Raw genomic sequence first — 15,169 nt, 5'->3', positions numbered from 1 at the left:
TAGGCACGCCGCCAGCGTTCATCCTGAGCCAGGATCAAACTCTCCAATAAAGTTAGTTTGTCTAGCATCTAAAAATAAAAATTGACGTTCACGTTGTTTGTTTCGTTCAGTTTTCAAAGAACTACTTAGTCGCTCATTTGCGACTTCCTTATGTTAACATCTTCATTTTTCGATGTCAACTAAGTTTTTCAATTTCTTTTTTGTCGTTTTCTGCGTTTCCGCATCAGCGACGGTTATTAATATATCATGTAGAAAAATGAAATGCAATAGTTTTTCTAATAAAATTTTTAACTTAGTAAAAAAGCATAAAAACAGCACCTTTCTTCTATATAAGTATAGTTTTTTAATCTGGCATCCATTTAATGAGCAATAATCTCGCTTTCCTTTTAATAAAAGGTTTCTCTCCCCTCAAATAAAGAAATAAAAAAAGCTTTGGAGAAATCTCCAAAGCTTAGTCTTGTTTATGGCGCATAGCTGGGAATAATAGTACGTCACGAATAGATGGTGCGTTTGTTAATAACATAACAAGACGATCAATACCGATTCCTAATCCACCTGTAGGAGGCATACCATACTCAAGAGCTTCAATATAGTCATCATCCATCATATGAGCTTCATCATTACCTTGCTCACGCTCTTTTAATTGAGCTTCAAAACGTTCTTTTTGATCGATTGGATCATTTAGCTCCGTGAATGCATTTGCGTGTTCACGAGCAACGATAAATAACTCGAAACGATCTGTGAATCGTGGATCTTCGTCATTCTTTTTCGCAAGTGGCGAAATTTCTACCGGATGACCATAAATAAATGTTGGTTGGATTAATTTATCTTCTACTTTTTGTTCGAAGAACTCATTAATAATATGACCAACTTCCATTGTATTCTTAATTTCTACATTATGTTCTTTTGCAAGTTCACGCGCTTCTTCCACACTCATTGGATTCCAGAAATCCGCTCCAGAGTGTTGCTTAATTGCATCTACCATATGAAGACGTGTCCATTCTGGTTCTAGGTTAATTTCATAATCACCATATTGGATTGTTGTTGTACCCAATACTTTTTTCGCGATATGAGCAACCATATTTTCTGTTAGTTTCATAATATCATTATAATCAGCGTACGCTTCATATAATTCAATCATCGTAAACTCAGGGTTATGACGAGTTGATACACCCTCATTACGGAATACACGACCGATCTCATAAACTTTTTCTAATCCACCCACAATAAGACGTTTTAAATGAAGTTCAATTGCGATACGCATATATAATTCCATATCTAACGCATTATGGTGCGTAGTGAAAGGACGAGCAGACGCTCCACCTGCAATCGCATGCATCATAGGCGTTTCCACTTCAAGATAACCATTATCGTCTAAGTATCTTCTCATCTCACGAATGATTTTACTACGAGTAACGAATGTTTCACGACTTTCCATACTTGTAATTAAGTCTAAGTAACGTTGACGGTAGCGTTGTTCAACATCTTTTAATCCATGGTATTTATCCGGTAATGGACGAAGAGATTTCGTTAAAAGTGTAAATCCTGTTGCTTTTACTGAAAGTTCTCCAACGTTTGTTTTGAACACTTTACCTTCAATACCTACTAGGTCACCTAAATCCGCTGTCGTAAATAACTCGTACTCTTCATCTCCAACAGTATCTTTACGAACATAAATTTGAACTTGCCCCTGTAAATCTTGAATGTGCGCAAATCCCGCTTTTCCTTTACCGCGTTTTGTCATAATACGACCAGCGATAGAAACAGTGATTTCTTTCTCTTCTAATTCTTCTTTAGAGAATTCTCCATATAGACTTACTAAGTCAGTTGTTGAATTTGTGCGTTCAAATCGTTTACCGAACGGATCGATTCCTTGCTCACGTAAATTATGTAGCTTTTCACGACGAACAAGCAATTGGTCGTTTAATTCTTCGTGGTTCATGTTATCCATGATATTGATATCACTCCAGCTCTATTAATTTTTACAATATATACAGTATAGCATTTTCTACTCAACTAGAAAAACTGCCAGCAACTAACTGGCAGTTCTTCTTTCTTTCACGTAATTATAGGAAGTGTATAGGAGAATGTCAATCTCCTACGCCCCTTATTAACCAACGTAAATTGTTTGTTGTTTCGCTTCTACTTCTTCTACAAATGCACCTAATACATTCGCAAGGTCTTCACGTGTGTTACAAGTATTGATACCATTACGCACACTTGCATTACCACGAACACCTTTTAAATACCAAGCTGCATGCTTTCTCATCTCTCTTACAGCGACATTTTCGTTCTTTAAATCGATAAGACGATCTAGATGCAACATACATACATCAATTTTCTCACGCACTGTCGGTTCCGGCATTAATTCACCTGTCTCTAAATACTTTACCGTACGATAAATCATCCATGGATCCCCAAGAGCAGCGCGACCAATCATAACTCCATCTACACCAACTTCATCAAGCATACGCTTTGCATCTTGCGGTGTTTCCACATCACCATTTCCGATAACCGGGATATTCACAGATTGCTTTACTTGTTTAATAATATCCCAATCCGCTTTCCCTTCATACATTTGCACTCGTGTACGTCCATGAACTGCTACCGCTTGCCCACCAGCACGCTCAACAGCTTTAGCGTTTTCAACTGCAAAAATATGATCTTCATCCCAACCAATACGCATTTTAACTGTAACTGGTTTTTCAACAGCATCTACAACTGCCGCTACCATCTCATATATTTTATTTGGATCTAAAAGCCACTTTGCTCCCGCATCACACTTAGTGATTTTCGGTACTGGACAACCCATATTAATATCAATAATGTCTGCTGTCGTATATTTATCTACGTATTTCGCAGCATCTACAAGAGTTTCTTTCTCTCCACCAAAAATTTGTAAACTTAATGGCTTTTCTCTCTCATCGATATATAACATATCTAATGTTCTTTTGTTATTAAGTAATATTGCCTTATCACTTACCATTTCAGCACAAACTAAACCTGCACCAAATTCTTTTACTGTCAAACGGAATGCAGAGTTACACACTCCCGCCATCGGTGCTAGTACAACTGGATTTTTCATCTCAATATTTGCAATCTTTAACACCCGACTTACTCCTTCCTTTACGGTCACTTTGGCATCAATTCGTCTATTGAAACGTTTAATGTTTTAGCGACTTCTACTACAAAATCTTGGGAAGGTGATCTATTGCCCCTCTCAACTTCACCTAAAACCGATACAGATACCCCTAATTCTTTCGCAAAACCTTCTTGCGTATAGCCTTTTAGCTTTCGAAAAGCACGAATGCGTCTTCCCCATTTTTCTGCTTCCATACCGTTACTCCCTCTCGCCTTTTCATTTCTTCTACTTGTGAACGTGAAATGTTTTGTTTTATATCTTGATTAATCTCTAACAACGGAACGATAACAAAAGCTCTTTCGAACATCCGCGGATGCGGAACAATAAGATTCTCTGCTTCAATATTTTCTTGATTATATAGTAAAATGTCAAGGTCGATGGTCCTCGGACCCCATCTAATTTCCCTTTTTCTTCCTAGGTCATTCTCTACCTTTTGTGTTACTTTCAATAATTCTTGCGGTGATAAATTGGTAGAAATTTTTATAACTAAATTTAAAAAGTAATTTTGGTCAGTATAGCCAACCGGATCAGTTTCATATACAGACGAAACATCATCAACTTGGATATGCTGGTTTTTATTTAAAAACTGAATTGCTTCAGTTAAATAAGTATAACGCTCTCCAATATTGGAACCTAATGCAATGTACGCTATATTATTCATGGACGTTCTCTCGTAATTTCTACCGCTACAGCACGATAATGTCCCGGTATCGGCGGATCCGGTTTAATTACCTTAATTGTACACTGTGAAATACCCTCATATTGTTTCAATATATCTGTAGCGATATTTTCAGCGATACTCTCTACAAGCTTATACGTTCTATCTTCAACCACTTTTCTACATAGTTCGAAAAGCTCCCCGTAATTGACAGAATGCTCTAAGTCGTCACTTTCTCCTGCACGCTTTAAATCCAACTCCACCGTTAAATCCACTTTAAATCTCTGACCCAATTTATTTTCTTCTGGGAATACACCATGATAACCGTAAAACTCCATATCATGGATATAAATTTTATCCAATTACTTTGCCCCCTTACCAATCATCGCGTCCATCATCTTAGCCATACGCGCCATTTCTTTCACATCATGAACACGGATAAACTCACAGCCCTTTTCAATACCAAGACAAACGGTAGCGCCCGTTCCTTCAAGACGTTCCTCCACTGGTAAATCTAACACATGGCCAATAAAGGACTTTCTTGAAGTACCTAATAGAACCGGGTAACCCAATACATTTAAATGCTCTAAATTACGCATCGCTTCCAAATTTTGTTCAGGTGTTTTCGCAAAGCCAATACCTGGGTCTAAAATAATATTCTCATCTCGCACACCCGCATCTTTAGCAATTTTAATACTCTCATACAAATCAGCAATCATATCAGCCATTAAGTTGCGGTAGTTCATATTATCTCGGTTATGCATTAAAATAATGGGCACATCATAATAGGCTGCAACTTCAGCAATCTTCGGCTCCACCTTCGCTCCCCAAATATCATTAATAATATGAGCACCAGCTTCAATCGCTTGTTTCGCAACCTCAGCTTTATACGTATCAATAGAAATAGGTAGCTTCACTTCTTTTGACACTGCCTGAATCATTGGAACAACTCGCTTTATTTCTTCTTCTACTGAAACTTTAGCGAAACCTGGGCGGGTAGATTCACCACCGATATCAATAATATGAGCACCTTCATTTTTCATTTCTTTCGCATGGTGCACCGCAGCATCTACTTCGTTGTAACTTCCACCATCAGAAAACGAATCTGGCGTTACATTTAAAATCCCCATAATTAATGTCTTCTCATTTAAATTCAATGTATATTCGCCGCAGCGCAAATCATAATCCCACTTCAAACTACACATCTCCTCTTCGCAATTCATTTCTGCTCCACAATTTCTCTCTCTGCACTTCATAAAGATCCATAAGTCTTTTTGTAACCACTCCCACTTTACCCGGGAAATCTTTCTCCTCTATACGATAAAGGGGGATAATCTCTTGAATGGAGTTCGTTGCGAACACTTCATCCGCTGAAAGCAATTCATCTTTTGTAAAGAATCCTTTCTTTACCTCTATATCTAGCTCTTCAGCAGCCTTTATAATAAACGCACGAGTGATTCCATTTAAAATCCCTGTTTCTAATGAAGGAGTATATAAAATATCTCCTTTAACAAAAAAGAGATTCGAAACAATACCCTCTGCAACATAACCTGTTTCAGTAAGAAAAATACCTTCCTTATTCACAACATTTCCAATTTCGCGTTTCCCTAAAATATTATTTAAATAATGATGGGACTTTAAGCGAAACGCACCCTCTGGTGTATTTCGCACTTGCTTTAAAATAACTCCTTCTTTTTCCACTACATTCCCTGGAGCTGCTAGAGGTTTGATAAAAACAATAACAGACGGTTCTTCATATACTTCCGTTTGTAGTCCTATTTCATCTATACCCGCCGATACATTTAAGCGCACATATGCATGCTCTAACCCATTCTTAACGAGTAGGTTCTTTAAAATAAGCATTACTTCATCTTTTGTCATTATCCATTTGATTTGCAATGTATCAAGCGCATCCATTAAGCGTTCATAATGATCACCCAATAAAAAGGGATGACCATTATAAATACGAAACGTCTCAAAAACCCCAAGCCCATATAGGTAACCGTGGTCATACGGAGAAATTTTCGCTTCACTCGCTTCTACATACGCGCCATTTACGTAAATTAACACGATGTCACACTTGGGCTATATTTGCGAATGAAATTCTGTAGCAACTCTTTCCCGTGAGAAGTCATAATAGATTCCGGATGGAATTGTACCCCTTCAATCGGCAACGTTTTATGACGAAGCGCCATAATTTCACCTTCTTCAGTCCAAGATGTTATCTCTAAACAATTCGGTAACGTCTCTTTTTTAACGATAAGAGAGTGATAACGTGTCGCGGTAAATGGATTTGGAATATCAGAAAAAATCGTCTGCCCATCATGATGCATTAAAGATGTTTTTCCATGCATCAAACGCTCTGCCCTGACAACATCCCCTCCAAACACTTGCGCAATTGATTGATGTCCAAGACAGACCCCAAAAATCGGAAGCTTACCTGCAAAATATTTAATAACATCCATACTGATTCCTGCCTCATTAGGACTACATGGACCTGGCGAAATCATTAAAAAATCCGGTTTCATATTCTCAATATCTGAAATAGTCACTTCATCATTACGCTTAACAACAAGCTCTTGTCCAAGTTCTCCAAGAAACTGCACTAAATTAAATGTAAAAGAATCATAATTATCAATCATTAATATCATTTCTCTCACCTAACCGTTTCTTCGCTACTTTCTTTTGCACGCCATAAAGCGATTGCTTTTTTTAACGACTCTTTATATTCATTTTTTGGATTTGAATCAATTACAATACCCGCTCCAGCTTGCACATGCGCTTGTCCATCTTTAGCAAGTAGTGTTCGGATTACAATATTCAATTCCGTATCTCCAGAATAACCAATCCAACCGATTGAACCCGTATAAATCCCTCGGCGAACAGGTTCTAATTCTTCAATAATTTCCATCGTACGTATTTTCGGGGCACCGGTAATTGTCCCACCAGGAAATACAGCCTTCACCAAATCGAAAGCATCTTTATCTGCTTCCACCTCACCACGCACATTAGAAACAATATGCATAACGTGTGAGTATTTTTCAATTACCATAAATTCATCTACTTCAACAGTGCCATATTTACAAACCCGGCCCAAGTCATTTCGTTCTAAATCCACAAGCATTACATGCTCTGCTCTTTCCTTTTCGTTTTCAATTAATTCTTTCGCTAATTCCTCATCCTCTTGTTCACTTGCTCCTCGAGAGCGCGTACCGGCAATCGGTCTTGTACTCACTTCTTTTCCTTGCTTTTTAATTAGCAATTCAGGCGAAGCACTAACAATTTGAAAATCTCCAAACTCCAAGTAACCCATATATGGAGATGGATTAATTTCACGAAGACTTGTATATATTTCTAGTGGATGTGTTTGTAATGTTCTTTCTTGTCTTGTCGACAAGTTTACTTGAAACACATCACCCGCTCCAATATATTCTTGAATACGTTCAACAGCCTTCATAAAGCTCTCTTCCGTAAAAGCGACTGCTTCATTTTTCTTTTCAGGACATTCAAACGGCATAGTCACTTTGGGTGCTTCTTTCATCCAAAGACCCTTCCATTCATTTAATCGTTCTTCTGCCTCTTCACACTCATCTACATAATGCGTAATAATCCATAATACTTTCTCCTGTTGATCATACACAAACACGTCATCAAATAACAAAAAGAATATGTCAGGTATATTAATATCATCCTCCGCAAGAGAAGAAAGTTTTTCAATATAACGGATACAATCATAACTAAAGTATCCAATTGCCCCACCTTGAAAAGGTGGGTACTCCGGATTATAATCCGTTTTCCATTTCTCCATATACGCTTGCATCAAATCTAATGGATTCCCTCGCTCTATTGTCTCCTTACCACTTTCACTTATATGTAACGTCTCATTCTTACCCTGAATTACCGCTACTGGATCCAGCCCAACAATGTTATAACGACCACCACGTCCACTTTCTAACAAAATATGTTGCTGCTTATCCTGAGAAAGAAATTTATATTGCTTAAAAAAATCTAACTGATATGGAATAGAAAGCGCTAAAGATTTTCTTCGTTGCATATCAACACCCCGTCTTCTGTTATCCCACCCTCTTAAGCCAATCAACTCAAACTACATAAAATTATTTATATAGAGAATGATTATACTTGAGGGCTAGTGAAAATAAATTAATTATACTACTTCTTATTTTACATGAAGTTTTCTAGTCATTCACTCTTTTCCTTTTTCCAATCAAAAAAGAAAAAGCATCCTTTTTTAAGGATGCTTTTCAAATCACATTCAATTATGACTCAAATTGATAAAGCGGTGTACTTAAATAACGTTCACCATTACTTGGGATAATAACAAGTACCTTTTTCCCTTTACCTAATTTCTTCGCAACTTCTGTCGCTGCATAAACGACTGCCCCCGAAGAGATACCAACTAAAATACCTTCTTCTCTAGCCACTCTTCTCGCATATTCGAACGCTTGCTCCGTTTTCACTTGAATAATTTCATCATATACCTCTACATCCAATGTATCCGGAACAAACCCCGCTCCAATTCCTTGGATCTTATGTGGTCCCGGCTTTCCACCAGATAATACTGGTGAATCCGCAGGTTCTACCGCATAAATTTTAATATCTTTATAAGCTTCTTTCAGCACTTCACCGGCACCTGTAATTGTTCCACCTGTACCAATACCTGCGATAAACGCATCCAATTGATCACCCATTTGTTCAACGATTTCTGGACCCGTTGTTATACGATGGATTTCTGGATTCGCTTGGTTTTGGAATTGTTGTGGTATAAAGTAACCATGCTCTTTTGCTAATTCAGTCGCTTTTCGAATTGCTCCACCCATTCCTTCAGGTCCTGGAGTCAATACTAATTCAGCACCGTAAGCGCGTAATAAATTACGACGCTCAATACTCATTGTTTCTGGCATTACTAAAATCGCCTTATATCCTTTAGCGGCAGCTACCATCGCTAAGCCAATACCTGTGTTACCACTTGTCGGCTCAATGATTGTATCGCCCTCTTTTAATAATCCTTTATTTTCAGCATCCTCAATCATAGCTAACGCGATACGATCTTTAACACTGCTCCCCGGATTCATAAACTCTAATTTTAAGTATACATCTGCGCTGTCTGATTCTACGATGCGGTTCAACTTAACGATCGGCGTTTTCCCGATTAATTCTGAAACTGATTGTGCCACTCGCATTCCTGTCACTCCTAACACCGAGTATTTTTATTGGTTTTATCTATATTTAGATTTTGTCAGAAAATTCCCTGTTTGTCAATCTATTTGGGCGGCTGATTCTCCGCCTAAACTTCTTTATTACAGACTCTCAATTAGGCTTGTAATATCTTCTTTAGCGAATTTATGTCGTTCATTACAGAAGTGACAGTGAACTTCCGTCTCTTCTTCTTCTGCACGAATTTGTTCTAATTCCGCTTTCCCTAAACTAATTAGCACACTTTCAATGCGCTCGCGTGAACATGTACAACTAAATTGAACATCCATTGTTTCTAACACTTTCACTTTATCTTCTCCAAGCACTTCATATAGTAGCTCTTCTGGAGAAAGCCCTTGTTCAATCAGTTGTGATACAGGAGGAATTTTTTGCAAACGCTCTTCAATAAATGAAATTGTTTCTTCCTGCGCACCTGGCATAATTTGAAGAATGAATCCACCCGCTGCCAATATGCTATCATCGCCATTTACGAGAACACCGACACCTACAGAAGATGGTGTCTGCTCAGAAACCGCGAAATAATATGTGAAATCTTCCCCTAGTTCTCCTGAAACAATTGGAGATTGACCGATAAACGGTTCACGCATACCGATATCTTTAATTACCGTTACAAATCCTTCTGTACCTACCGCTTGATATACACGTAATTTCCCTTGTTCCGTTCCTTCAAAATCAACATGTGGATTCGTTACATAACCACGTACATCCCCATTTGCATGGGCATCGACTAAGATAGGACCAATCGGGCCGTTACCCTCTACTTTAATCGTTAGCTTCTGCTCACCTTTTAGCATGGCACCCATCATTGTACCCGCAGTTAAAGAACGACCAAGTGCCGCTGAAGCTGTTCTCCATGTATCATGACGTTTTTGCGCCTCACTTACTGTATTTGTTGTACGTACACTATAAGCACGAACCTCTCCATTAAACGCTAACGCTTTTACTAAATAATCTTTCATACTTATTTATTCACCCTTCTCATGTTGTAAATTTGCATTACGTTCATATAACATATACAAACCTTTTAACGTTAAAAACGGATCTACAATATCAATTACATTTGATTCTTCTGAAATTAATTTTGCTAATCCACCTGTCGCAATAACTTTCGGTTCTTGTTTAGCTTCTTCTTTCATGCGCTTAACAATACCTTCCACTTGTCCAACGTATCCATAAAGAATACCTGATTGCATTGCACTTACTGTGTTCTTCCCGATAACACTACTCGGTTTTGTAATTTCAATACGAGGAAGCTTTGCTGCTCTGCTATATAAGGCCTCTGCCGAAATCATAATTCCTGGCGTAATGACGCCACCCATATAATGCTTCTCTTCGTTAATATAACAATATGTAGTAGCCGTACCAAAATCAACAATAATAAGCGGACTTCCATATAAGTGGATCCCTGCTACTGCATTTACAATTCGGTCCGCGCCTACTTCACGTGGATTTTCATATTTAATATTCAAGCCAGTTTTTATCCCAGGCCCCACTACAAGCGGTTTAATTTTAAAATACTTTTCACACATACGCTCTAAAGCGAACATAATTGGCGGTACGACTGAAGACACAATAATACCTTTCACATCTTCAAAAGAAAGACCTTCATGCTCAAGTAACTGCTTTACAAGCATCCCATACTCATCTTCTGTTTTATGACGATCTGTTTCCATGCGCCAATGCTGACAAAGTTTCCCCTCTTCAAACACACCTAGTACCGCATTTGTGTTCCCTACATCCAATACAAAAATCATATTCTCACCACTTATCTTATTTAATCTTTATTTGTGCAGTATGTATAAAACTTATAAAAACATCATATCACACATACTTATATAATCAGTTTTTCTATACTCATCATTGTACAAAAAGATTACTCTCTATTTCAATTTTTAATAATAGTTTCATTTAAATTCTTTTGCCACTTAAATTCATTCCATAAAAAAAGGAGTGACTATTGTCACTCCTTCGTTTCTTACTTATCTTCTGTATCTTCATCGTCTTTCTTCATATTGATGTTTACTTTCACATCATCTGAAGACGTTGGACGCTCAGGTAATCTGCCATAATCATATAAATGATTAATTTGCTCTGCATCTAATGTTTCTACTTCAAGTAACGTTTTCGCGATAATATCAAGCTTATCTCGTTTTTCAGTAAGAATTTGTTTCGCACGAGCATAACAGTCTTTAATAATTGTTTGCATTTCCACATCAATTTCATGCGCGATTGCATCACTGTAGTTTTGTTCTGAATGGAAGTCTCTTCCTAAGAATACCTGACCACCTTGTGAGCTACCAAATTGCATCGGTCCAAGCTTATCACTCATCCCGAATTCTGTAACCATACGTCTTGCAATACCAGTCGCACGTTGGAAGTCGTTGTGAGCGCCTGTACTTGCTTCACCAAATACAATCTCCTCAGCTACTCGACCACCAAGTAAACCAGTAATTTTATCAAGTAACTCTGGTTTTGTCATGAAGTAACGATCTTCCTTCGGAAGCATTACCGCATATCCACCAGCTTGACCACGAGGGACAATTGTTACTTTATGAACGATATCTGCTTCATCAAGGACAACACCAATTACCGTATGGCCAGCCTCATGGAATGCAACAATATTACGTTCTTTTTCAGAGATAACACGACTTTTCTTAGCTGGACCTGCAATAACACGATCCGTCGCTTCATCGATGTCACTCATATCAATTTTCTTCTTATCTTGACGCGCAGCTACTAAAGCCGCTTCGTTTAATAAGTTTTCAAGATCGGCACCAGAGAATCCTGGTGTACGAGTTGCAATTGCTCTTAAGTTGACATTCTCATCAAGCGGTTTATTACGAGCGTGTACTTTAAGTACAGCTTCACGACCATTTACATCTGGACGATCTACTGTAATTTGACGGTCAAAACGACCTGGACGTAATAACGCTGGATCAAGAATATCGGGACGGTTTGTCGCAGCGATGATAATAATACCTTCGTTTGCACCGAACCCATCCATTTCAACAAGCAATTGGTTCAACGTTTGTTCACGCTCATCATGACCACCGCCAAGACCCGCGCCACGTTGACGTCCTACTGCATCAATTTCATCAATGAAAATGATACAAGGAGCATTTTTCTTTGCATTTTCAAATAAATCACGTACACGGGATGCACCGACACCGACGAACATCTCTACGAAGTCAGAACCACTAATAGAGAAGAACGGAACGCCTGCTTCACCTGCAACAGCACGTGCTAGTAAAGTTTTACCTGTACCTGGAGGTCCCACTAATAGAACACCCTTCGGAATACGGGCACCAACTTCAGCAAACTTACGAGGGTCTTTCAAGAATTCAACTACCTCAACAAGTTCTTGTTTCTCTTCATCCGCTCCAGCAACATCTCGGAAACGAATTTTTTTCTTTTCATCATTGTATAGCTTCGCCTTACTTTTCCCGAAGTTCATAACACGGCTACCGCCGCCCTGAGCTTGATTTAATAAGAAGAAGAATAAAATGAAGATAATGACAAACGGAATGATAGAAGTGAAGAACGTTACCCAAGCACTTGTTTCTTCTGCTGGTTGATACTTAACTTCAGCCCCTTGCGCTTTATCATTAATTTTCTTTTGTAATTCCTCAGTATTTGGTGCATAAGTAACAAATTGTTCTCCTTGGCTAGAAGTCTTGAATTGTCCCTTTACCTCAAATACACCATTTTTCGGTTGAAGCTGCACATTACGCACTTCACCTTTTTCAAGTTGAGTAATGAATTTATCGTAGCTAACTGATGTCGTTTTTTGCGTCGAACCATTAAAATAGCTTACGATTCCAATTACTACTAAGAATATCAGTAAATAAAAGATGGTATTACGGAAGATACGATTCATTCCTAACCTCCTCTCACGGCATAAACACTATAGTAAATCGTAACATAGACAAACTTTCCTATACAATTGTAACGCCTATATTTAATTAATTTGAGTAAACACTTGGTTTTAATACTCCTACATAAGGAAGATTACGGTACTGCTCTTTATAATCTAATCCATATCCTACAACAAATTCATGAGGAACAGTAAATCCAACATAATCTGCTTTCAGATCAACCTTACGGCCTGTTGGCTTATCTAATAACGTAACAATCTTTACAGATTTCGCTTTACGATATTTGAACAGGTCTACTAAATAGCTTAGTGTAAGACCGCTATCAATAATATCTTCAACGATTAAAATATCGCGACCTTCTACAGAAGTATCAAGATCTTTTAAGATTTTTACTTCGCCTGTTGAAACTGTAGAGTGACCGTAGCTAGATACAGCCATAAAATCCATTTCAAGATATGTATCTGTTCTCTTTAATAAATCTGCCATAAATGGCATTGCGCCCTTTAGTACACCAATCGCAAGAGGTACTGTATTTTTGTAATCCTCTGCAATAACTGCACCTAGTTCGTGCACCTTTTCCTGTATTTGTTCTTCAGAAATTAATACTTTTTCGATATCTTGATTCATCATTTCATTATCCTCCCGGAAGACTCCTTGCTTTTGTAGTGAATAATCATGTATTTACCCTTCTTTGCTATCTCTTTCGAAGTAGCAAATGCAGATCGTTTCAACAAGGGCACCCAAATAATATTTCCACTTGCGTCACAAACGATCGGCCATTCTTCTCTTTTTTCTTTCGGTACTTTCGCTTCGATAAAAACAGCTTTTATCTTTTTTGTACCAGCCATACCTTGCATTGACATGCGATCTCCATTTTCCCTAGACCGAATACGAAGTGGATATGATATATCATTATACTTAGCAACAAATACTGTTTCATTCATGTTACTCGGTATATCTTCGCTCACCTCTGTTACAAGTTTATCCCCATTCGGCAATATAATTGTCCCAGGTACTGATAAATCTTGCGAAAAAGGAGAAGCAATTTCTTGTTTAAATCCAAAACTACATTCTTCGTATGTGCGAACAATTTTCAAACCACCTGGAAAATCTAGTGAACCTGAAGGCTGTGCCCGCTTAAAAAATTCAATCACCTTGTCAATATGTATAGAAGAAAGCGAAGATGGAACCTTATATTCATAAAGATAGTTTAATATTAGTTGAATCCCTCTTCTTTGTAAAGGCATAGACATGGATTCAAAGGCAGGAATTGATAAGCTAATTTGTTTATCGCTTTTTTTTGTAATTACTTTATTCATTTTCTCAAAAGCTAATTCCTGCAAATAAGCCTCATCCTCTTGCATCTGCACGCTGAATTTTTGAAATTTCTCATGCATTTGCGGATTTTCTTCTTTCAAATAAGGAAGGACATATTTACGTAATCGATTCCTTGTATATACTTCCTTTTTATTACTCGGATCTATACGCGGAATAACTTTTAATTTATTACAGTAATCAACAATTTCTTCCTTAGTTACCCCAAGTAACGGCCTAATTAAATATCCATTATGAAAAGAACGCTTCACTGCAATTCCTGCGTATCCTTTCGGAGTACTCCCTCGTACAAGGCGCATTAAAATCGTCTCTACTTGATCATCTCCATGGTGACCAAGAGCTACATATCTCGCATCATATTTCTTCATTATTCTTTCCAAAAATGCATATCTGCATTCTCTAGCAGCAACTTGCGCATTCATTCCATGTTGCTGTTGATATTGCGACACATTAATCCTTAGCGTTTCACAAATAACTCCTAGCTCTTTGCAAAGACCCTGTACAAATTGTAGATCCTCATGAGATTCATTACCTCTAAACATATGATCCACATGCGCTACTACAATTTCGAGCTGTTTTTCTGCCCTTTTTTCTAACAAATAATATAAAAGAGCCAAAGAGTCAGGACCACCAGAAACCCCTACAACAATTGTTGAATGTTTCTTTAATAAATCATGCCGCTTTACAAAGTCATCTACTTTTTCAACAAATGCATCTTTCAACTTCGCAATCACCTTTCATTAAACAAGAACAACAACATTAGTTACCTTGTATATAATGGTACAACTTTTACAAACATTGTGCAAAAAAAAGATGTAAAAAATCCACATTTTTATCTTACATCCCTCCTGTATATTTAACAAAGTAATCACATTACCTTTTTAATCAAAAAAACCTAGGTATCTACCTAGGTTTTTTTGATTA

The 15,169-nt window shown here is 37.7% G+C and carries 15 protein-coding genes; all 15 read right to left on the bottom strand.

The features are described 5' to 3' along the window. Positions 1 to 451: 451 nt before the first annotated feature. Complete coding sequence (gene lysS, locus BWGOE10_RS00375; RefSeq protein WP_070140520.1) at positions 452 to 1,951, bottom strand: lysine--tRNA ligase; 1,500 nt, start codon at positions 1,949 to 1,951, stop codon at positions 452 to 454. Between the two features lie 159 nt (positions 1,952 to 2,110). Next, positions 2,111 to 3,109 (bottom strand): tRNA dihydrouridine synthase DusB, encoded by a 999-nt coding sequence (gene dusB / locus BWGOE10_RS00370; RefSeq protein ID WP_070140519.1) that lies wholly within the window; start codon positions 3,107 to 3,109, stop codon positions 2,111 to 2,113. Between the two features lie 23 nt (positions 3,110 to 3,132). Next, positions 3,133 to 3,336 (bottom strand): helix-turn-helix domain-containing protein, encoded by a 204-nt coding sequence (locus BWGOE10_RS00365; protein ID WP_002009706.1) that lies wholly within the window; start codon positions 3,334 to 3,336, stop codon positions 3,133 to 3,135. Continuing rightward, entirely contained in the window at positions 3,288 to 3,803 is a 516-nt protein-coding gene (gene folK, locus BWGOE10_RS00360; RefSeq protein ID WP_070140518.1) for a 2-amino-4-hydroxy-6-hydroxymethyldihydropteridine diphosphokinase, read from the bottom strand. The genes BWGOE10_RS00365 and folK overlap by 49 nt, the downstream gene beginning before the upstream one ends. After that, on the bottom strand, positions 3,800 to 4,162 hold the full coding sequence (gene folB / locus BWGOE10_RS00355; protein WP_002159624.1) for a dihydroneopterin aldolase: 363 nt from the start codon (positions 4,160 to 4,162) through the stop codon (positions 3,800 to 3,802). Before folB ends, folK begins: the two co-directional genes overlap by 4 nt. After that, on the bottom strand, positions 4,163 to 5,023 hold the full coding sequence (gene folP, locus BWGOE10_RS00350; RefSeq protein ID WP_070140517.1) for a dihydropteroate synthase: 861 nt from the start codon (positions 5,021 to 5,023) through the stop codon (positions 4,163 to 4,165). It abuts the gene before it with no gap. Continuing rightward, positions 4,998 to 5,870 carry an aminodeoxychorismate lyase gene (pabC, locus tag BWGOE10_RS00345; RefSeq protein ID WP_070140516.1) on the bottom strand — a complete coding sequence of 291 codons (873 nt, stop codon included), beginning with the start codon at positions 5,868 to 5,870 and terminating at the stop codon, positions 4,998 to 5,000. Before pabC ends, folP begins: the two co-directional genes overlap by 26 nt. Continuing rightward, positions 5,864 to 6,451, bottom strand: a complete 588-nt coding sequence (pabA, locus tag BWGOE10_RS00340) for an aminodeoxychorismate/anthranilate synthase component II (RefSeq protein ID WP_002113273.1) — start codon at positions 6,449 to 6,451, stop codon at positions 5,864 to 5,866. The genes pabC and pabA overlap by 7 nt, the downstream gene beginning before the upstream one ends. Positions 6,452 to 6,456: 5 nt before the next feature. After that, complete coding sequence (gene trpE / locus BWGOE10_RS00335; protein ID WP_070140515.1) at positions 6,457 to 7,854, bottom strand: anthranilate synthase component I; 1,398 nt, start codon at positions 7,852 to 7,854, stop codon at positions 6,457 to 6,459. Between the two features lie 223 nt (positions 7,855 to 8,077). After that, positions 8,078 to 9,001, bottom strand: a complete 924-nt coding sequence (gene cysK / locus BWGOE10_RS00330; RefSeq protein WP_070140514.1) for a cysteine synthase A — start codon at positions 8,999 to 9,001, stop codon at positions 8,078 to 8,080. A gap of 117 nt (positions 9,002 to 9,118) precedes the next feature. Beyond that, positions 9,119 to 9,994 (bottom strand): redox-regulated molecular chaperone HslO, encoded by an 876-nt coding sequence (hslO, locus tag BWGOE10_RS00325; RefSeq protein ID WP_070140513.1) that lies wholly within the window; start codon positions 9,992 to 9,994, stop codon positions 9,119 to 9,121. Positions 9,995 to 10,000: 6 nt separating this feature from the next. Beyond that, the gene (locus BWGOE10_RS00320) at positions 10,001 to 10,789 is read right to left on the bottom strand and encodes a type III pantothenate kinase (RefSeq protein WP_070140512.1); all 789 of its coding nucleotides are present in this window, start codon (positions 10,787 to 10,789) and stop codon (positions 10,001 to 10,003) included. Between the two features lie 221 nt (positions 10,790 to 11,010). Continuing rightward, positions 11,011 to 12,912: an ATP-dependent zinc metalloprotease FtsH gene (gene ftsH, locus BWGOE10_RS00315; RefSeq protein WP_070140511.1), complete on the bottom strand. Its 1,902-nt coding sequence runs from the start codon at positions 12,910 to 12,912 to the stop codon at positions 11,011 to 11,013. An 85-nt stretch (positions 12,913 to 12,997) separates the two neighbouring features. Further along, a complete protein-coding gene (hpt, locus tag BWGOE10_RS00310) occupies positions 12,998 to 13,540 on the bottom strand; it encodes a hypoxanthine phosphoribosyltransferase (RefSeq protein WP_002124550.1) in 543 nt (180 codons plus the stop codon). Next, positions 13,537 to 14,967 (bottom strand): tRNA lysidine(34) synthetase TilS, encoded by a 1,431-nt coding sequence (tilS, locus tag BWGOE10_RS00305; protein ID WP_070140510.1) that lies wholly within the window; start codon positions 14,965 to 14,967, stop codon positions 13,537 to 13,539. The genes hpt and tilS overlap by 4 nt, the downstream gene beginning before the upstream one ends. Between the last annotated feature and the right edge of the window lie 202 nt (positions 14,968 to 15,169).

It is taken from the genome of Bacillus mycoides (assembly GCF_001757995.1).
Lineage (GTDB): Bacteria > Bacillota > Bacilli > Bacillales > Bacillaceae_G > Bacillus_A > Bacillus_A mycoides_B.
Note: the sequence above shows the minus strand (reverse complement) of the source record. Positions and strands in the feature narration are given on the sequence as shown.

Coding starts and splice junctions, on each gene's coding strand:
- hpt (WP_002124550.1), bottom strand. CDS start 13,540: ATGATGAATCAAGATATCGAAAAAGTATTAATTTCTGAAGAACAAATA.
- folP (WP_070140517.1), bottom strand. CDS start 5,023: ATGAATTGCGAAGAGGAGATGTGTAGTTTGAAGTGGGATTATGATTTG.
- BWGOE10_RS00320 (WP_070140512.1), bottom strand. CDS start 10,789: ATGATTTTTGTATTGGATGTAGGGAACACAAATGCGGTACTAGGTGTG.
- pabA (WP_002113273.1), bottom strand. CDS start 6,451: ATGATATTAATGATTGATAATTATGATTCTTTTACATTTAATTTAGTG.
- hslO (WP_070140513.1), bottom strand. CDS start 9,994: ATGAAAGATTATTTAGTAAAAGCGTTAGCGTTTAATGGAGAGGTTCGT.
- trpE (WP_070140515.1), bottom strand. CDS start 7,854: ATGCAACGAAGAAAATCTTTAGCGCTTTCTATTCCATATCAGTTAGAT.
- cysK (WP_070140514.1), bottom strand. CDS start 9,001: ATGCGAGTGGCACAATCAGTTTCAGAATTAATCGGGAAAACGCCGATC.
- ftsH (WP_070140511.1), bottom strand. CDS start 12,912: ATGAATCGTATCTTCCGTAATACCATCTTTTATTTACTGATATTCTTA.
- lysS (WP_070140520.1), bottom strand. CDS start 1,951: ATGGATAACATGAACCACGAAGAATTAAACGACCAATTGCTTGTTCGT.
- folK (WP_070140518.1), bottom strand. CDS start 3,803: ATGAATAATATAGCGTACATTGCATTAGGTTCCAATATTGGAGAGCGT.
- BWGOE10_RS00365 (WP_002009706.1), bottom strand. CDS start 3,336: ATGGAAGCAGAAAAATGGGGAAGACGCATTCGTGCTTTTCGAAAGCTA.